We start from the raw sequence: 14407 nt of genomic DNA, 5'->3' as shown, positions 1-14407 counted from the left end.
AGTGGACTCCTGGGGAGGGCTCGTGGTGCACCTGATCGTAGAAGGACGTGGTCCGTACGCGGGACAGGGCCCGGACAGCGCGGCGATGCGCTGTCCGGGCCCTGGTCTCACTGCGAGGTCCTGCTGCGATCAGAGCTGGTTGCCGACGAAGACGGTGAGGTCGACGAGGCGGTTGGAGTAGCCCCACTCGTTGTCGTACCAGCCGATGACCTTCACGTTCTTGCCCTCCTGGACCATGGTCAGGGAGGAGTCGAAGGTGCAGGACGCCGGGGCGTTGACGATGTCCGAGGAGACGATCTGGTCCTCGGTGTAGTCGAGGAGGCCCTTCAGCTCGCCCTCGGCGGCCTTCTGGAAGGCGGCGTTGACCTCTTCCTTGGTGACCTCGCGGCCGAGCTCGACGACGAGGTCGGTGACCGAGCCGGTCGGGACCGGGACGCGCATGGCGATGCCGTCCAGCTTGCCCTTGAGCTGCGGCAGGACCAGGGCGGTGGCCTTGGCGGCACCGGTGGTGGTCGGGATGATGTTCTCGGCGGCGGCACGGGCGCGGCGCAGGTCCTTGTGCGGGAAGTCCAGGATGCGCTGGTCGTTCGTGTACGCGTGCACCGTCGTCATCAGGCCCTTGACGATGCCGAAGTTCTCGTCGAGGACCTTCGCCATCGGCGCCACACAGTTGGTGGTGCAGGAGGCGTTGGAGATGACGTGGTGGTTCGCCGGGTCGTACTTGTCCTGGTTGACGCCCATCACGATGGTGATGTCCTCGTCCTTGGCCGGAGCCGAGATCAGGACCTTCTTGGCGCCGCCCGCGAGGTGCTTGGCGGCGTCCTCCTTCTTCGTGAAGATGCCGGTCGACTCGATGACGATGTCGACGCCCAGCTCGCCCCAGGGGATGTCGGCCGGGTTGCGCTCGGACAGCACCTTGATGGTGTGGCCGTCCACGGTGATGGTGTCGGCGGTGTGGGAGACCTCCTGCTTGAGGCGACCCAGGATCGTGTCGTACTTGAGCAGGTGAGCGGTGGTAGCGGTGTCACCCAGGTCGTTGACAGCCACAACCTCGATGTCCGCACCCTGCTCCAGCAGCGCGCGGAAGTAGTTACGACCGATGCGGCCGAAGCCGTTGATGCCTACGCGGATCGTCACGAACCGATCTCCTCGTTGGTACGCCGGCCATGCGGTGCCGGCGAGCTCTGTTTGGGATGTCCCCGACCACCACCGACCCTACCTCCCGGAGGGCCCCGGAGTGACATCGAGATGGCGCATACACGGGCAGGCGTTCCTTACCCGCCAGTAGGGGTACGGACCACCCCGGAACGGCGGTGGATTCACCCGTATTTTGCATGGAATGCCGGGCGGTTTTTGCGCTGTCTTCACTCGTTCGTGAGCGGGTCGGCTCACTTGATCAGACCCCCTTCCGCGCACCGTTGAGAGGGCTCCCGCTCACCTGTTGGAACAAGGCGAGCGGGATCTGTCAACGTGGCGGCCCTCACGCGCCGAGCGCCGTGAACGCCTTCCTCACCAGGGCTGCCCGATCGGCCGCCGACGACACCTGTTCCAGGCCGAAACCGAGCAGCACGGTGTCGTGCGTGGTGACCGCTCCGTAGGTCTGGAAGAGCGTCCCGGTGCGCGCCCAGTCCTTCACGACGGCCGGACTGCCCGCGGGCGGTCCGGTCACGTGCCAGGCGCCCAGCGACGACTCGAAGCCCTCGGTCTCCTTCGCCGTCCCGCCCACCACGAGCGAGGCGTCGTCGGCGAGGACTCCGTGTCCGCCGGTGCCGGGGTCGGTGATGTAGCTGATCGAGACCTCGACGGACTTCCCCGCGTAGGCGCTCAGGTCGAAGGTGAGCCGCTGCCAGCCACCGGAGCCGCCGGTGAGGCTGTTCCACGAGCCGGTGGTGCCCCTCGCGGTGCAGACCTTGTCCGCGAGCGTCAGGTAGTGCTTCAGCCATGGATGCTCGGCGATCAGGTACCCGCCCCCGCAGTCGGACGGCACGGCCGTACCGGTGGCGCCGCCTGCCTCCGGCAGGGTCGTCCAGTCGTCCGCGCCCACGGTGTGCGCCTCGATCACCGCGTGGTCGTAGCCCGGCTCGGTGTCCCACAGCAGCCGGGTGGTCAGGGCCGGCTTGTCGGCTGCGCCGACGCCGGTGAGGTCGATGGTGCGGGTGAGGCGCTTGTAGGCGTCGTCGGTGTGCACGGCGGCGGCCATGTACGAACCGGAGTACGGCCCGTAGGGGTTGACGGCCCCGGCGAACCGGCCCGCCCCCGCGCTCTTGAACTGCGGGTACCTGGCCACCGGAAGCTCGTCGGAGGTCACCCCGTAGGTGCCGGCCCTGTCGAGCGGGTTGCCGGGCGCGTCACCGAGGGCGGCGGTGTAACCGGCCAGGGCGCCGGAGCCGGTGAAGCCGGTGGCCCCCTTGGCCGACGTGCGGCTGTAGGCGCCCAGGTAGTACTGACTGAAGTCGTCCGAGAGGCTGCCGTCGCCGAGTCTGACGCTGCCGCCGGCCAGCTCACCGGCCTCGATCAGTCTGCCGCCCTCGTTGAGGTAGGCGCGCAGCTGCAGCTGGGTGGCGTTTCCGGGACCGTTCGCGCCGGAGTAGTGCACGACCGTCCTGAAGTGCTTCAGCACGCCGAGCGCGTCCGGCGCTCCTTGCGTGGCCACGTCCCACACGATCGCCCGGTGGCCGGCCGCCTTGAGCGCGTCGACGTACTTCTGCGCCTGCGTGGCCGTCGTCCCCTCCTCGGCGACGACGAGCGTGTCGGCCCCGGGACGCTCGGCGACGGTGTACGTGAAGGGGGAGCTGGAGACCCTCTCGCCGCTCTTCGTCTCGCCCGTGAACCACACCTCGACCTTGTCGCCCGGCTCGCCGCCGTGCACCTCGGCCCGGTACTCGTCGAAGTACAGGTCGTCCGCGCCGCCGTAGGTCGTGCCGCCCTTCCAGCGCCGCAGCGCCCGGTCGAGGACGCGGCCGCCGTTGACGCGGTACTTCAGTTCCTTGTCGCGGACCGCCTTGCGGGCGACCACGGAGACCTCCTGGTCCGTGCCCCGGGAGTACGACGTGGAGAACGCGGCCGGAGTGAAGTCGGCCGCGCTCAGCCCGACCGAGGAGGCAGGCCGGTCCGGGTGTACGGCGGTCTCGGCGACGGAGAGCGCGAACGGGATGTTCTTGGCAAACTCCTGCTGGATCAGCTTCTCGTCGTCGGGGAAGCTGAACTGCGACGGGCAGTCCTCGGGTTTCCAGGCGTCGTTCGGGTCGACGTTCGACGCGCTCTGGCAGGTCGACATCTCCGGGGTGAACATCGCGACGCCGTCCACGTTCGACGCGTGCCCGTCCGCCTCGCCGTTGGTGGTGTACAGCTCCGAGGAGAGCTGCGAGTGGTAGCCGGGAACGGCCGGGTTGTCCGGGGTGCCGGCGAGCGCCTTGTAGAGCACGTCGTCGGGGCTCGGTGTGGCGACCTGCCAGCCGACGCCGTACAGAAGCAGCTCGGCGGCGGAGTGGTAGTTGACGGCGTATCTGAACCCGACGCGTTTCTCGAAGCCGTCCAGCGCCTTGGTCTCGGGCTCCGACGCGGGGCTCGCGCCGCGGTAGGTCTCGCTGGTGGCGTTGGGGGACGACCCCTCGTCGTCATAGCCCCACCGGTAGGGGAAGTTGCGGTTGAGGTCGACCCCGTCGCCCGCGCCGATGACACCGTCGCCGTTGACGTCCCGCAGGTTCTTGCGCCACAGACGGGTTCCGGCGTTCTTGAACGTGTAGTCGTAGCCGTCGGGGTTGGCCGAGATGACGAACCACAGCTCCGTCGAGTCGACGATCTTCCGAATCCGTCTGTCCGTCCGGTAGTGGTCCAGGTAGTAGTGCATCAGACGCCGGGTCATCTCCGGCGTGATCCACTCACGTGCGTGCTGGTTGGACAGGTACAGCACGGACGGCCTGGAGCCGTCCTTCGTCTTGCGGGCGTTCCTGGTGAGTTTGAGGGCGAGGATGTCCTGGCCGTCGATCGTCCTTCCGATGGACTCGACCTTCGTCAGGCCGGGGTTGGCCCGGGCGGTCCGCAGGATCTCCTCCTTCAGTCCGCCACTGCCGCCGTACGGGCGGAAGACGCCCTGCGACGCGGTCGTGACGCGCGCACGCGCACGCGCCGACAGGGTGTGCTCGGTGAGGTCGACTCCCTCCTTCCGCAGGCTCGCCGCCTGCTTGCCGGTGAGGTAGACCTCGACCTCGGTCTTCCCGGGTCCGGTGACCTGCTCGCCGAGTTCCTGCCCGTCCTGTCCGGCCCGCAGGAGCAGAGGGATCTGCTGCGGGGTGACGTCGGCGCGGTAGACCCTGACCTCGTCCGAGCCGGACGTCGCCGGGTCACCGCTCCGGGCCTGGGCGTGGGGTGCGAGGCTCGCTCCGCCGATGAGAAGCGCGCCGACAGCGAGGATCGATTTCGCTCTGTGTCTCATGAACCCCCCTAGCGGTGGTCCGCCACAGCGGCGAACAGGTTGCCAGGCTCATGTCACCTCATGATCGAGTCAAGAGCGCTTCACGGACACGCAACGCCGGTGCCGACCACCCGAACGGGCGTACGGCACCGGCGACTTCGAACGGCGTCGGTCAGCCGGCCAGGTTGTCCGCCAGCTCCTCGGTGAGGTTCGCCTCCGTACCCGGGATGCCCAGGTCGGCGGCGCGCTTGTCGGCCATCGCCAGCAGACGGCGGATACGGCCCGCGACCGCGTCCTTGGTCAGCGGCGGGTCGGCGAGCGCGCCCAGTTCCTCCAGGGAGGCCTGCTTGTGCTCCATGCGCAGCCGGCCCGCCGCAGCGAGGTGCTCGGGGACCTCGTCAGCGAGGATCTCCAGCGCCCGCTGGACGCGGGCTCCGGCGGCCACGGCGGCACGGGCCGAACGGCGCAGGTTGGCGTCGTCGAAGTTGGCGAGCCGGTTGGCGGTGGCCCGCACCTCGCGGCGCATCCGGCGCTCCTCCCAGGCCAGCACGGACTCGTGCGCACCGAGCCGGGTCAGCAGCGCCCCGATCGCGTCACCGTCCCGCACGACGACCCGGTCCACCGTCCGCACCTCGCGCGCCTTGGCCGCGATGGACAGCCGACGGGCGGCACCGACCAGCGCGAGCGCGGCCTCCGGACCCGGGCAGGTCACCTCCAGGGAGGAGGAACGACCGGGCTCGGTCAGCGATCCGTGTGCCAGGAAGGCGCCGCGCCACGCGGCCTCGGCGTCACAGGTGGCCCCGGAGACCACCTGCGGGGGCAGGCCGCGGATCGGCCGGCCCCGGCCGTCCACGAGACCGGTCTGGCGGGCCAGCTGGTCACCACCCGCGACGACCCGGACGACGTACCGCGAGCCGCGGCGCAGACCGCCGGGCGCCATCACGATCAGCTCGGAGCTGTGGCCGAAGATCTCCAGGATGTCCCGCTTGAGACGGCGGGCCGCCATCGCGGTGTCCAGCTCCGCCTCGATCACGATGCGCCCGCTCACCAGGTGAAGGCCGCCGGCGAACCGCAGAATGGCGGAAACCTCCGCCTTCCTGCAGCAGGTCCGGGTGACGGGGAGCCGAGAGATCTCGTCCTTCACCGCTGCCGTCATCGCCATGGGCCGATCCTTCCATGCATCCGAAAAATACGGTCGTACGCGGCGGCCAACAGCTCCGGATCGTGCCGGGGTGATCCATCGGTCCGGGCCACCGGTGCCAGCTCGATCGCGGCTCCCAGCCGTTTGGCGGCCTCGGTGAGCGAGTCGCGGTCGGGCACGGCAGCCTCGTCGGCCAGCACCACGTCCAGGGCGAGTTTAGGGGCGTGTCGCCCCAAAACCTCCAAATGACGCTGCGGGGAGAAGCCCTCGGTTTCTCCCGGCTGCGGGGCGAGGTTCAGGGACAGCACCTTGCGCGCCTTGGTCTGCGTGAGGGCGTCCAGCAGCTCGGGAACGAGCAGGTGCGGGATCACCGAGGAGAACCAGGAGCCGGGGCCGAGCACCACCCAGTCCGCGTCCAGGACCGCCGCCACGGCCTCGGGCACGGCCGGCGGGTCGTGCGGCACCAGGTGCACCGACTGGACCTCGCCGGGCGTCAGCGCGACCGTCGCCTGCCCGCGCACGGTGTCCACGTCGTCCGGGCGCTCCGGATCGTGCCCCCTGACCAGGGCCTGCAGCTCCAGCGGTACGGCGGACATGGGCAGCACGCGCCCGTGCGCGCCGAGCAGCTTGCCGACCAGGTCCAGCGCCTGCACATGGTCCCCGAGCTGCTCCCACAGGGCGACGATCAGCAGATTGCCGACCGCGTGCTCGTGCAGATCGCCCTGGGACTGGAAGCGGTGCTGGATGACCCGGGCCCAGGTCTGGCCCCAGTCGTCGTCACCGCACAGCGCGGCCAGCGCCTTGCGCAGGTCGCCGGGCGGCAGCACGCCCAGCTCGTCGCGCAGCCGGCCGCTGGAGCCGCCGTCGTCGGCCACGGTGACGACGGCGGTGAGGTCACCAGTGATCCGGCGCAGTGCGGCGAGCGAGGCGGACAGGCCCATGCCGCCCCCGAGCGCGACCACCTTGGGCTGTGCGCCCCGGCGGCGGGGCCGGCCGCCGCGGGCCTCGGCGGGACGGGCCGGCCGGGACTCGGCGGCCGCACGGCTCGCGCGTCCCTCCGGCACCATCCTGCGCAGCCGGCTGAGCCGCCGTGTACGTTCCGTCATTCCCGTCCCATGTCCCGGTGGACGACCACCGTCTCCACACCCTCGGCCGCGAGGCGCGCGGCGAGCTTCTCCGACATCGCGACCGAGCGGTGCTTGCCGCCGGTACAGCCGATGGCGATGGTCACATACCGCTTCCCCTCACGCCGGTAACCGGCCGCGATGAGCCGCAGCAGTTCGGCGTACCGGTCGAGGAACTCCTTCGCGCCGGGCTGGTTGAAGACATACGCGGCGACCTCCTCGTTGAGGCCGGTGTACGGGCGCAGCTCCGGGACCCAGTGCGGGTTGGGCAGGAACCGCATGTCCGCGACCAGGTCGGCATCGACGGGCAGGCCGTACTTGAAGCCGAAGGACATCACGGTGGCCCGCAGCTCGGGCTCCTCCTCGCCTGCGAACTGGGCGTCCATCTTGGCGCGCAGCTCGTGCACGTTCAGGCTGGAGGTGTCGATCACCAGGTCGGCGTCGCCGCGCAGCTCGCGCAGCAGCTCCCGCTCGGCGGCGATGCCGTCGACGATGCGGCCGTCGCCCTGCAGGGGGTGCGGGCGGCGCACCGACTCGAAGCGGCGCACCAGGGCGTCGTCGGAGGACTCGAGGAAGACGATGCGCCGGGTGACGCCCCGGGTGTCCAGATCGGCGAGGGATTCGCGCAGATTGTCGAAGAAGCGCCGGCCCCGCACGTCCACGACGACCGCGATCCGGGCCACGTTGCCCTGCGAGCGGGCGCCCAGCTCCACCATGGTGGGGATGAGGGCGGGCGGGAGGTTGTCCACGACGAACCAGCCGAGGTCCTCCAGACACTTCGCCGCCGTCGACCGTCCCGCTCCGGACATGCCGGAGATGATCACCAGCTCGGGGATGGCCGCTTCGGGGGCCTGGGCGGGCGTGCCGTCCGTGCTCACCTGTGCTCCGTTTCCCTGCGCCGCGGGCTGCTCGCCGGCCGCGGGCGGTGGCTGGTCCCGCTCCGCTTCCTCGTGGGCCGGATCTCGCTCCGCTGTGGGCTGTGCATCGTGCTCGGTCATGTCTCCTGCCCCCGTCGTTCGTCCGGGAGGCCCGCGGTTACGGGCTCCCCCGAGGAACCCGCCGTCGTATCGGGTTCCTCATCATCAATGATCTCTCCAGTCGCCGTGTTCACGGCGGGTGCGGCCGGAGCCGCCTGGGCGAGGGCCACGGCGATCGTCTCGGCCGTCTTCCGGCCTATCCCGGGCACCTCCTGGATCTGCTCGATTGTCGCGGACCGCAGCTTCTTCACCGAGCCGAAATGCTTGATGAGCGCCTGCTTGCGGGTCTCGCCGAGACCGGGGACGTCGTCCAGGGGGCTTGCCCGGAAGCGCTTGGCACGCTTGGTGCGCTGGTAGGTGATCGCGAAGCGGTGGGCCTCGTCCCGCACGCGCTGGAGCAGATACAGGCCCTCGCTGGTCCGCGGCAGGACCACCGGGTCGTCCTCTCCCGGGACCCAGACCTCCTCCAGCCGCTTGGCGAGGCCGCAGACGGCGATGTCGTCGATGCCGAGCTCGTCCAGGGCACGCCGGGCCGCGGCGACCTGCGGCTGACCGCCGTCCACGACGACCAGCTGCGGCGGGTAGGCGAACTTCCTGGGACGGCCGTCGTCGTCCTTCAGCGAGCCGGCGAGCGGCTCGCCGTCGGGAAGGGCGCTCTCGCCGTTTACGGGGATCTCCTCGCCGTCGGCCCACTCCCCCGTCTTCTCCTTCTCGGCGAGGTAACGCCGGAAGCGGCGGGTGATCACCTCGTGCATGGAGCGGACGTCGTCCTGGCCCGCGAAGCCCTTGATCTGGAAGCGGCGGTACTCACCCTTGCGCTGCAGGCCGTCCTCGAAGACGACCATGGAGGCGACCACGTCGTCCCCCTGCAGATGCGAGATGTCGTAGCACTCGATCCGCAGCGGCGCGCTGTCCAGGTCGAGGGCGTCGGCGATCTCCTCCAGGGCACGCGAGCGCGTGGTCAGGTCGGAGGCACGCTTGGTCTTGTGCAGCGCGAGAGCCTGCTGGGCGTTGCGCTGCACGGTCTCCATCAGCGCCTTCTTGTCGCCGCGCTGCGGTATGCGCAGGGAGACGTTCGCCCCGCGGCGGCCGGTCAGCCACTCCTGGACCGGCTCGACCGGCTCGGGCAGCGCCGGGACCAGGACCTCCTTGGGGACCGCGTCGCCGGTCTCCTCGCCGTAGAGCTGCTGCAGGGCGTGCTCGACCAGGGCGCCGGTGGTGATCTCCTCGACCTTGTCGGTCACCCAGCCGCGCTGGCCGCGCACCCGGCCGCCGCGCACATGGAAGATCTGCACGGCCGCCTCCAGCTCGTCCTCGGCGACGGCGATGAGGTCGGCGTCGGTCGCGTCGGCGAGCACGACGGCGTTCTTCTCCATGGCCTTCTTCAGGGCCTCGATGTCGTCGCGCAACCGGGCGGCCCGCTCGTACTCCATCTCCTCGGCCGCCTCCATCATCTGCTTCTCCAGACGGCGGAGGTAGGTGCCGGTGCGACCGGCCATGAAGTCACAGAAGTCCCCGGCCAGCTCCTGGTGGTCCTCGGGGCCGATCCGGCCGACGCAGGGGGCGGAGCACTTGCCGATGTAGCCGAGCAGGCAGGGGCGGCCCGTACGGGCGGCGTTCTTGAACACGCCGGCCGAGCAGGTGCGCACCGGGAAGACGCGCAGCAGCAGGTCGACGGTGTCCCGGATGGCCCACGCGTGGCCGTACGGCCCGAAGTACCGGACGCCCTTCTTCTTGTGACCGCGCATCACCTGCACGCGCGGGAACTCCTCGTTCATCGTCACCGCGAGGTACGGGTAGCTCTTGTCGTCGCGGTACTTGACGTTGAACCGGGGGTCGTACTCCTTGATCCAGGAGTACTCCAGCTGGAGGGCCTCGACCTCCGTGGACACCACGGTCCACTCCACGGACGCGGCGGTGGTCACCATCGTCCGGGTGCGCGGGTGCAGGTTCGCCAGGTCCTGGAAGTAGTTCGCCAGGCGCTGGCGCAGGCTTTTCGCCTTTCCGACGTAGATCACCCGGCGGTGCTCGTCACGGAACCTGTACACCCCGGGAGAGTCCGGGATCTCACCCGGCCTGGGGCGGTAGCTGGAGGGGTCGGCCATGTCTCACACCCTACTGGCGAGCACCGACACCGCGTCGGGCCTGTGGACAACGCCGGCCGCGTGCCGCTCGGCCGTCCACATGCCGGGTCTGCCGGGGGCAGGCTCGTACCGATCATGTGCCGGACGATCCGGACACCGGTGAACGACCAGGTCCTCGTCGTGTGCCGATCGCCCCACTGGGCGCCGCACGGGGGGGCGCGGCTCGTATCCGGCGACTCTGCTCCGGTCGCGCGAACCCGGCCGGCCGCGGCCGTGGCGGGTTCGAGGTGTTGTCGGGGTCTGGTCAACACGCTTCAATGCGGGGGAACTCGGGGCCGCGCACGCCCGCGTACGGGCGCGGCGTGCGCAGTCACGGCGTCCACCGGCGCCCACGGGGGCGGCCCCGCGCACCCGCTCAGACGGTCTGACCAGCCGTAGTGACACCTCACAGAAAGGCGCCCCGGCATGCGGCATGCCACGGAGCACGCGCACCTGCCCCTCGCGGAGCTGGACACGGCCCTGCGGGGCGGCCCCTTCCATGTGGCGCTGCGCGCCGCGATCGCCGCACGAGGGCTGCCGCTCCAGCGCGTCCAGCACCATCTGTCCCGCCACGGGGTGAAGGTCGGCGTCACCAGCCTGAGTTACTGGCAACAGGGCGCCCGCCGCCCGCAGCGCCCGGAGTCGTTGCGCGCGGTACGGGCGCTGGAGGAGATCCTCCACCTGCCGGACGAGTCGCTGATCCGGCTGCTCGCCGAGGCCGACGAGCGCGCGGTGGCCGGCCACCCGGCCGTGCGCTCCTACCGCTCCCTGATCGAGGCCTCGGACGTGCTGGACCGGCTCCGGGCCGATCTGGGCTGGTCCCTCGACGGCGGGCTGCGCACCCTGGGCCACCACGAGTGCGTCCGCATCGGCGCCCGGCGGGAGCTGGCGGGGCGCGAGGCCCACCACATCGTGCGGGCCCACCGCGACGGCGTCGACCGCTTCCTCGCCGTGCATCACGGCGACCCCGGCTGCCGCCTGCACGACATCACGGTGCGGGCCCTGGAGAACTGCCGCACGGGACGGGTCCGCTGGGACCAGGACACCGGCGTACTGGTGGCGGAGCTGCTCTTCGGCACCCGGCTGCGTTCCGGGGACACCTTCCTCTTCCGGTACGGCATCGAGGACGGCACCGCCGGGGCCTCCCGCGAGTACCTCCACCACTTCGGCTTCGCCGGCGGCCAGTACGCCCTCCAGGTGCGGTTCGACGCGGCCGCGCTGCCGATGCGCTGCCACCGCTTCACCCAGCACTCGACGGCGGCCCCGCGCAGCAGCCGGCACGACCTGCCGGTCACCGGCCCGCACCACTGCGTCCACGTGGTCGAGCCGCGGATACGTCCGGGGATCGTCGGGATTGCCTGGGAGTGGGAGTGAAGCCACCTTGAGGATGGCGCGTCATGGGTCTGTTGAGGGTCCGGGTGAAGACCTGTTGAGGCGCCGAGATCCGTCGCGCCGGACTGCCGAAGGCGGGGGTGTCGGCTCGGCGGTGGGGCGGAAGGGGCGGGCCGACCGGCGGCGCGGGGCAGCGGATGGGGTTGCGGTGCTGGGCGGCGGCGGGGCGGGACGGCTGAGCGGCGGCTCAGGACGACCGCGTGTGCAGGTGTCGGAGCCGGGCCTCGGAGCGGGGCTCCGGAGCAGTCCGGTCAGGCTCCCGGGCCGGCGATGATCCTGCCGTTCGTGGTCTTCACCGACAGCTTGACCAGGGGCTCGGTGGCCGGTGACTGGACCACCTTGCCCGTCATGGCATCGAACTGGCTGCCGTGGCAGGGGCAGATCAGCGTCGTGCCCTGCAGCTTGTTGATGGGGCAGCCCGCGTGTGTGCAGATGGTGCTGTACGCCGTCAGCTCGCCGCTCTCGTCGCGGCTGACGACCACGTTGTGATCCCGGTAGAGCTTGGCGCCGCCCTTCGAGACCTCGCTCTCGGCACCGAGGTCGACCGGCGCGGTCGGGGTGGCCGCGGCTGTGCTGCCCTGTCCCGGCGCCGAGCACGCCGCCAGACCGAGTCCGGCGACCGGGGCCACGGCGGCCCCTCGAAGGACGGTACGGCGGCTGGCGGAGGGGCGGGCAGGCATCTGGAACTCCACTGCTCAAGGGGTGTGCGGGGCGACGATACCCGGGCAGAAGGGCCTGCCTCGGGGCGGGGGCCTCCCGGCTGTGGCCCGAGGTGTCGGGACCGGCGGTGAGGCGTTCGGAGATCCTGGCGGGCCGAGAGGGACGTAAACGCTTACGCAAGCGTTTACGCGAGCGCGGTCGATGGGATACGGTCCCGGCTGGAAGGGCACGCGGCCGTTCGGTCCGGCAGCGCGGCTCTGCTCGGTCCATGCAGTGCGTCCATGCAGTGCGTCCGCTCGATGCGTCCGCGGCGATCGGTCCCGCCGCGTCGGCGCAGTCCGCTCAGGAAGGGGAAGGCGATGCCCACGATGGCGGACGTCGCGCGGAGCGCCGGAGTCTCCGTGGCGACCGTTTCCCACGTCCTGAACGGCACCCGCCCGGTTCTGCCCCACACCCGTCAGGCCGTGCTGGACGCCATCGACACCCTCGGCTACACCCCCAACACCCTGGCCCGCTCCCTGGTGACCTCCCGCACCCGCTCCATCGGGCTGGCGGTGTCGGCGATCAGCAACCCGTACTTCACGGAGATGCTCCAGGGCGTCGAGGCCGCCGCACTGGAGGCGGGGTACAGCCTGCTCATCGCCGACCCGCACGACGACCCCGGCCACGAACGCAAGGTCGTGCAGCTCCTCCACGAACGCCGGGTGGACGGCATGATCGTCACTCCGTCCGCGCACCCGCACGACCTGGTCGGCTACCTCCGCCGCCACGCCGTACCGACCGTCTTCCTGGACCGGGTGATCGGCACAGACGTGCTCGACGGCACCGCTGTCGACGGTGGAGCGGACGCCGCCCCGGGCGAGGGCGCGCCCTGGTACGACCAGGTCTGCGCCGAGAGCGCCGAACCGACCACCCGTCTCGTCACCCATCTCGCCGGTCTGGGTCACCGCCGGATCGGCCTGGTCGCGGGCCTGCCCGGGCTCAGCACCACCGGTGAGCGCGTCTCCGGCTACCGGGACGGCCTCACCGCCGCCGGCCTGGCCCACGACGAACGGCTCCTCGTGCCCGGCAACTCCGAGTCGGCGGGTGCCGAACAGGCCACGGCCGCCCTGCTCGCCCTGACCGATCCGCCCACGGCGCTCGTCACCGCCAACAACGCGATGACCATCGGCGCCCTGCGCGCCCTGCGCCGGCACGGCCTGTCCGTCCCGGACGACATCGCCCTGTGCTGTTTCGACGACTTCGCCTGGGCCGACCTGTTCTCGCCCCGGCTCACCGCCATCGCCCAGCCCAGCAGAGAGCTGGGCGCACAGGCCGTGCAGATGCTGCTGGGCCGTCTGGACCAGCCCCGCCGGCCGACCCGGACGGCGCGGCTGCCGTGTGCGTTCGTCCACCGCACGTCCTGCGGCTGCCCCGAGGAGCCGGACCGGTCCGAAGAGCCCGGGCACACCATGTCATCCACGCCGTCGGAGAAGGGAACCGCCTCGTGATCGTCGTCGCCGGTGAGGCACTGATCGACCTGGTACCGCAGGGCTCTGGCGCCCTCGCGGACCTGAAGCCGGCGCTCGGCGGCGGCCCGTACAACACCGCCGTGGCCCTCGGCCGGCTCGGCTCCCGCACCGCGTTCTGTTCCCGGACGTCGTACGACGCCTTCGGTGAGGCCCTGCTCGACGGGCTGCGGCGGGCGGGGGTGGATGTGTCGGGCGTGCAGCGCGGGGCGGAGCCGACGACTCTGGCGGTGGCCACGATCGACGCCGGTGGCTCGGCCGCGTACTCCTTCTATGTCGACGGCACCGCCGACCGTCTGTTCACCACTCCCACCGAGCTGCCCGCCGGTACGCGCGCGGTGTCCTTCGGTACCTGCTCGCTCGTCCTGGAACCCGGAGCGAGCGCCTATGAGGAGCTGATGCGCATGGCGGCCGGGCAGGGGCTGTTCACCGCCCTCGACCCCAACATCCGGGCGGGGCTGATCCCGGACGCGGACGCCTACCGCGCGCGTTTCAAGAGCTGGCTGCCGTCGGTGACACTGCTGAAGCTCTCCGCAGAGGACGCAGAGTGGCTGGGCGGCACCCCGCGCGAGTGGCTGGCCGCGGGACCGGCGGCCGTCGTGGTGACCCGGGGCGGGGACGGGCTGTCCGTGTTCACCCGAGACGGCGGGGAGTACTCCGTACCGGGTGCGAAGGTCGCCGTGGTGGACACCATCGGCGCCGGTGACACGGTGAACGCGGCTCTGTTGCACGGTCTGGCCGCACAGGACGCACTGTCGGAGGAAGCGCTCGCCGCCCTGGGGTCTCAGGGCTGGACGCGGCTGCTGCGCTTCGCGGCACGCGCGGCGGCGATCACCTGCTCGCGGGCGGGGGCCGAACCGCCGTACGCGGCCGAGCTGGGTGGCATGTGAGCGGCCCTTTTCCTTTCTGCTGTTGTCAAGGTGCGGCCGGACCCGTGGTGCGGGGGCCTGTCGGACCTCGGAGCCGGGGTGGCCCCGGGACCAGGAGACCGAGAAGCGGTACGCGGTCAGGCCCAGCTGAGCCATCAGCGCCACGTCGTCGCGGTAGCGGTGGTAGTGGTCGACAGCG

At 71.1% G+C, this 14407-nt stretch carries 10 protein-coding genes and 1 pseudogene; 3 read left to right on the top strand and 8 right to left on the bottom strand.

Annotated features, from left to right (window positions below):
- Positions 1–129 precede the first annotated feature (129 nt).
- The 6 genes from gap to uvrC form a co-directional block, all read right to left on the bottom strand.
- A complete protein-coding gene (gene gap / locus ACWC94_RS41190) occupies positions 130–1137 on the bottom strand; it encodes a type I glyceraldehyde-3-phosphate dehydrogenase (protein ID WP_450802770.1) in 1008 nt (335 codons plus the stop codon).
- A 343-nt stretch (positions 1138–1480) separates the two neighbouring features.
- Positions 1481–4435, bottom strand: coding sequence for a M14 family zinc carboxypeptidase (locus ACWC94_RS41185; RefSeq protein ID WP_450802769.1), 2955 nt, complete (start codon positions 4433–4435; stop codon positions 1481–1483).
- Between the two features lie 151 nt (positions 4436–4586).
- On the bottom strand, positions 4587–5576 hold the full coding sequence (gene whiA / locus ACWC94_RS41180; RefSeq protein WP_450802767.1) for a DNA-binding protein WhiA: 990 nt from the start codon (positions 5574–5576) through the stop codon (positions 4587–4589).
- On the bottom strand, positions 5567–6661 hold the full coding sequence (locus ACWC94_RS41175) for a gluconeogenesis factor YvcK family protein (protein ID WP_450802766.1): 1095 nt from the start codon (positions 6659–6661) through the stop codon (positions 5567–5569). The genes whiA and ACWC94_RS41175 overlap by 10 nt, the downstream gene beginning before the upstream one ends.
- Positions 6658–7677 carry an RNase adapter RapZ gene (gene rapZ / locus ACWC94_RS41170; RefSeq protein WP_450802765.1) on the bottom strand — a complete coding sequence of 340 codons (1020 nt, stop codon included), beginning with the start codon at positions 7675–7677 and terminating at the stop codon, positions 6658–6660. The genes ACWC94_RS41175 and rapZ overlap by 4 nt, the downstream gene beginning before the upstream one ends.
- Positions 7674–9761 (bottom strand): excinuclease ABC subunit UvrC, encoded by a 2088-nt coding sequence (uvrC, locus tag ACWC94_RS41165; RefSeq protein ID WP_450802764.1) that lies wholly within the window; start codon positions 9759–9761, stop codon positions 7674–7676. Before uvrC ends, rapZ begins: the two co-directional genes overlap by 4 nt.
- A gap of 444 nt (positions 9762–10205) precedes the next feature.
- Here uvrC and ACWC94_RS41160 point away from each other — a divergent pair, with 444 nt between their 5' ends.
- Positions 10206–11153, top strand: coding sequence for a hypothetical protein (locus ACWC94_RS41160; RefSeq protein ID WP_450802762.1), 948 nt, complete (start codon positions 10206–10208; stop codon positions 11151–11153).
- Positions 11154–11422: 269 nt separating this feature from the next.
- Here ACWC94_RS41160 and ACWC94_RS41155 read toward each other — a convergent pair whose 3' ends face one another.
- Positions 11423–11851 (bottom strand): Rieske 2Fe-2S domain-containing protein, encoded by a 429-nt coding sequence (locus tag ACWC94_RS41155; RefSeq protein WP_450802760.1) that lies wholly within the window; start codon positions 11849–11851, stop codon positions 11423–11425.
- 339 nt (positions 11852–12190) lie between these two features.
- Between ACWC94_RS41155 and ACWC94_RS41150 the strand changes: the two genes are divergently transcribed.
- The gene (locus ACWC94_RS41150) at positions 12191–13321 is read left to right on the top strand and encodes a LacI family DNA-binding transcriptional regulator (RefSeq protein ID WP_450802759.1); all 1131 of its coding nucleotides are present in this window, start codon (positions 12191–12193) and stop codon (positions 13319–13321) included.
- Complete coding sequence (locus ACWC94_RS41145) at positions 13318–14229, top strand: carbohydrate kinase family protein (RefSeq protein WP_450802758.1); 912 nt, start codon at positions 13318–13320, stop codon at positions 14227–14229. The genes ACWC94_RS41150 and ACWC94_RS41145 overlap by 4 nt, the downstream gene beginning before the upstream one ends.
- Before the next feature lie 12 nt (positions 14230–14241).
- On the opposite strand, the pseudogene ACWC94_RS41140 reads toward ACWC94_RS41145, so the two are convergent.
- Positions 14242–14407, bottom strand: a pseudogene (locus ACWC94_RS41140) (family 1 glycosylhydrolase); the annotation flags it as partial.

The organism is Streptomyces sp. NPDC001135 (assembly GCF_053598395.1).
Note: the sequence above shows the minus strand (reverse complement) of the source record. Positions and strands in the feature narration are given on the sequence as shown.

What these genes read in the sequence shown, in the direction of transcription:
- ACWC94_RS41185 (WP_450802769.1), bottom strand. Translation starts at nt 4,435, where the DNA reads ATGAGACACAGAGCGAAATCGATCCTCGCTGTCGGCGCGCTTCTCATC.
- whiA (WP_450802767.1), bottom strand. Translation starts at nt 5,576, where the DNA reads ATGGCGATGACGGCAGCGGTGAAGGACGAGATCTCTCGGCTCCCCGTC.
- ACWC94_RS41175 (WP_450802766.1), bottom strand. Translation starts at nt 6,661, where the DNA reads ATGACGGAACGTACACGGCGGCTCAGCCGGCTGCGCAGGATGGTGCCG.
- rapZ (WP_450802765.1), bottom strand. Translation starts at nt 7,677, where the DNA reads ATGACCGAGCACGATGCACAGCCCACAGCGGAGCGAGATCCGGCCCAC.
- uvrC (WP_450802764.1), bottom strand. Translation starts at nt 9,761, where the DNA reads ATGGCCGACCCCTCCAGCTACCGCCCCAGGCCGGGTGAGATCCCGGAC.
- ACWC94_RS41160 (WP_450802762.1), top strand. Translation starts at nt 10,206, where the DNA reads ATGCGGCATGCCACGGAGCACGCGCACCTGCCCCTCGCGGAGCTGGAC.
- ACWC94_RS41155 (WP_450802760.1), bottom strand. Translation starts at nt 11,851, where the DNA reads ATGCCTGCCCGCCCCTCCGCCAGCCGCCGTACCGTCCTTCGAGGGGCC.
- ACWC94_RS41150 (WP_450802759.1), top strand. Translation starts at nt 12,191, where the DNA reads ATGCCCACGATGGCGGACGTCGCGCGGAGCGCCGGAGTCTCCGTGGCG.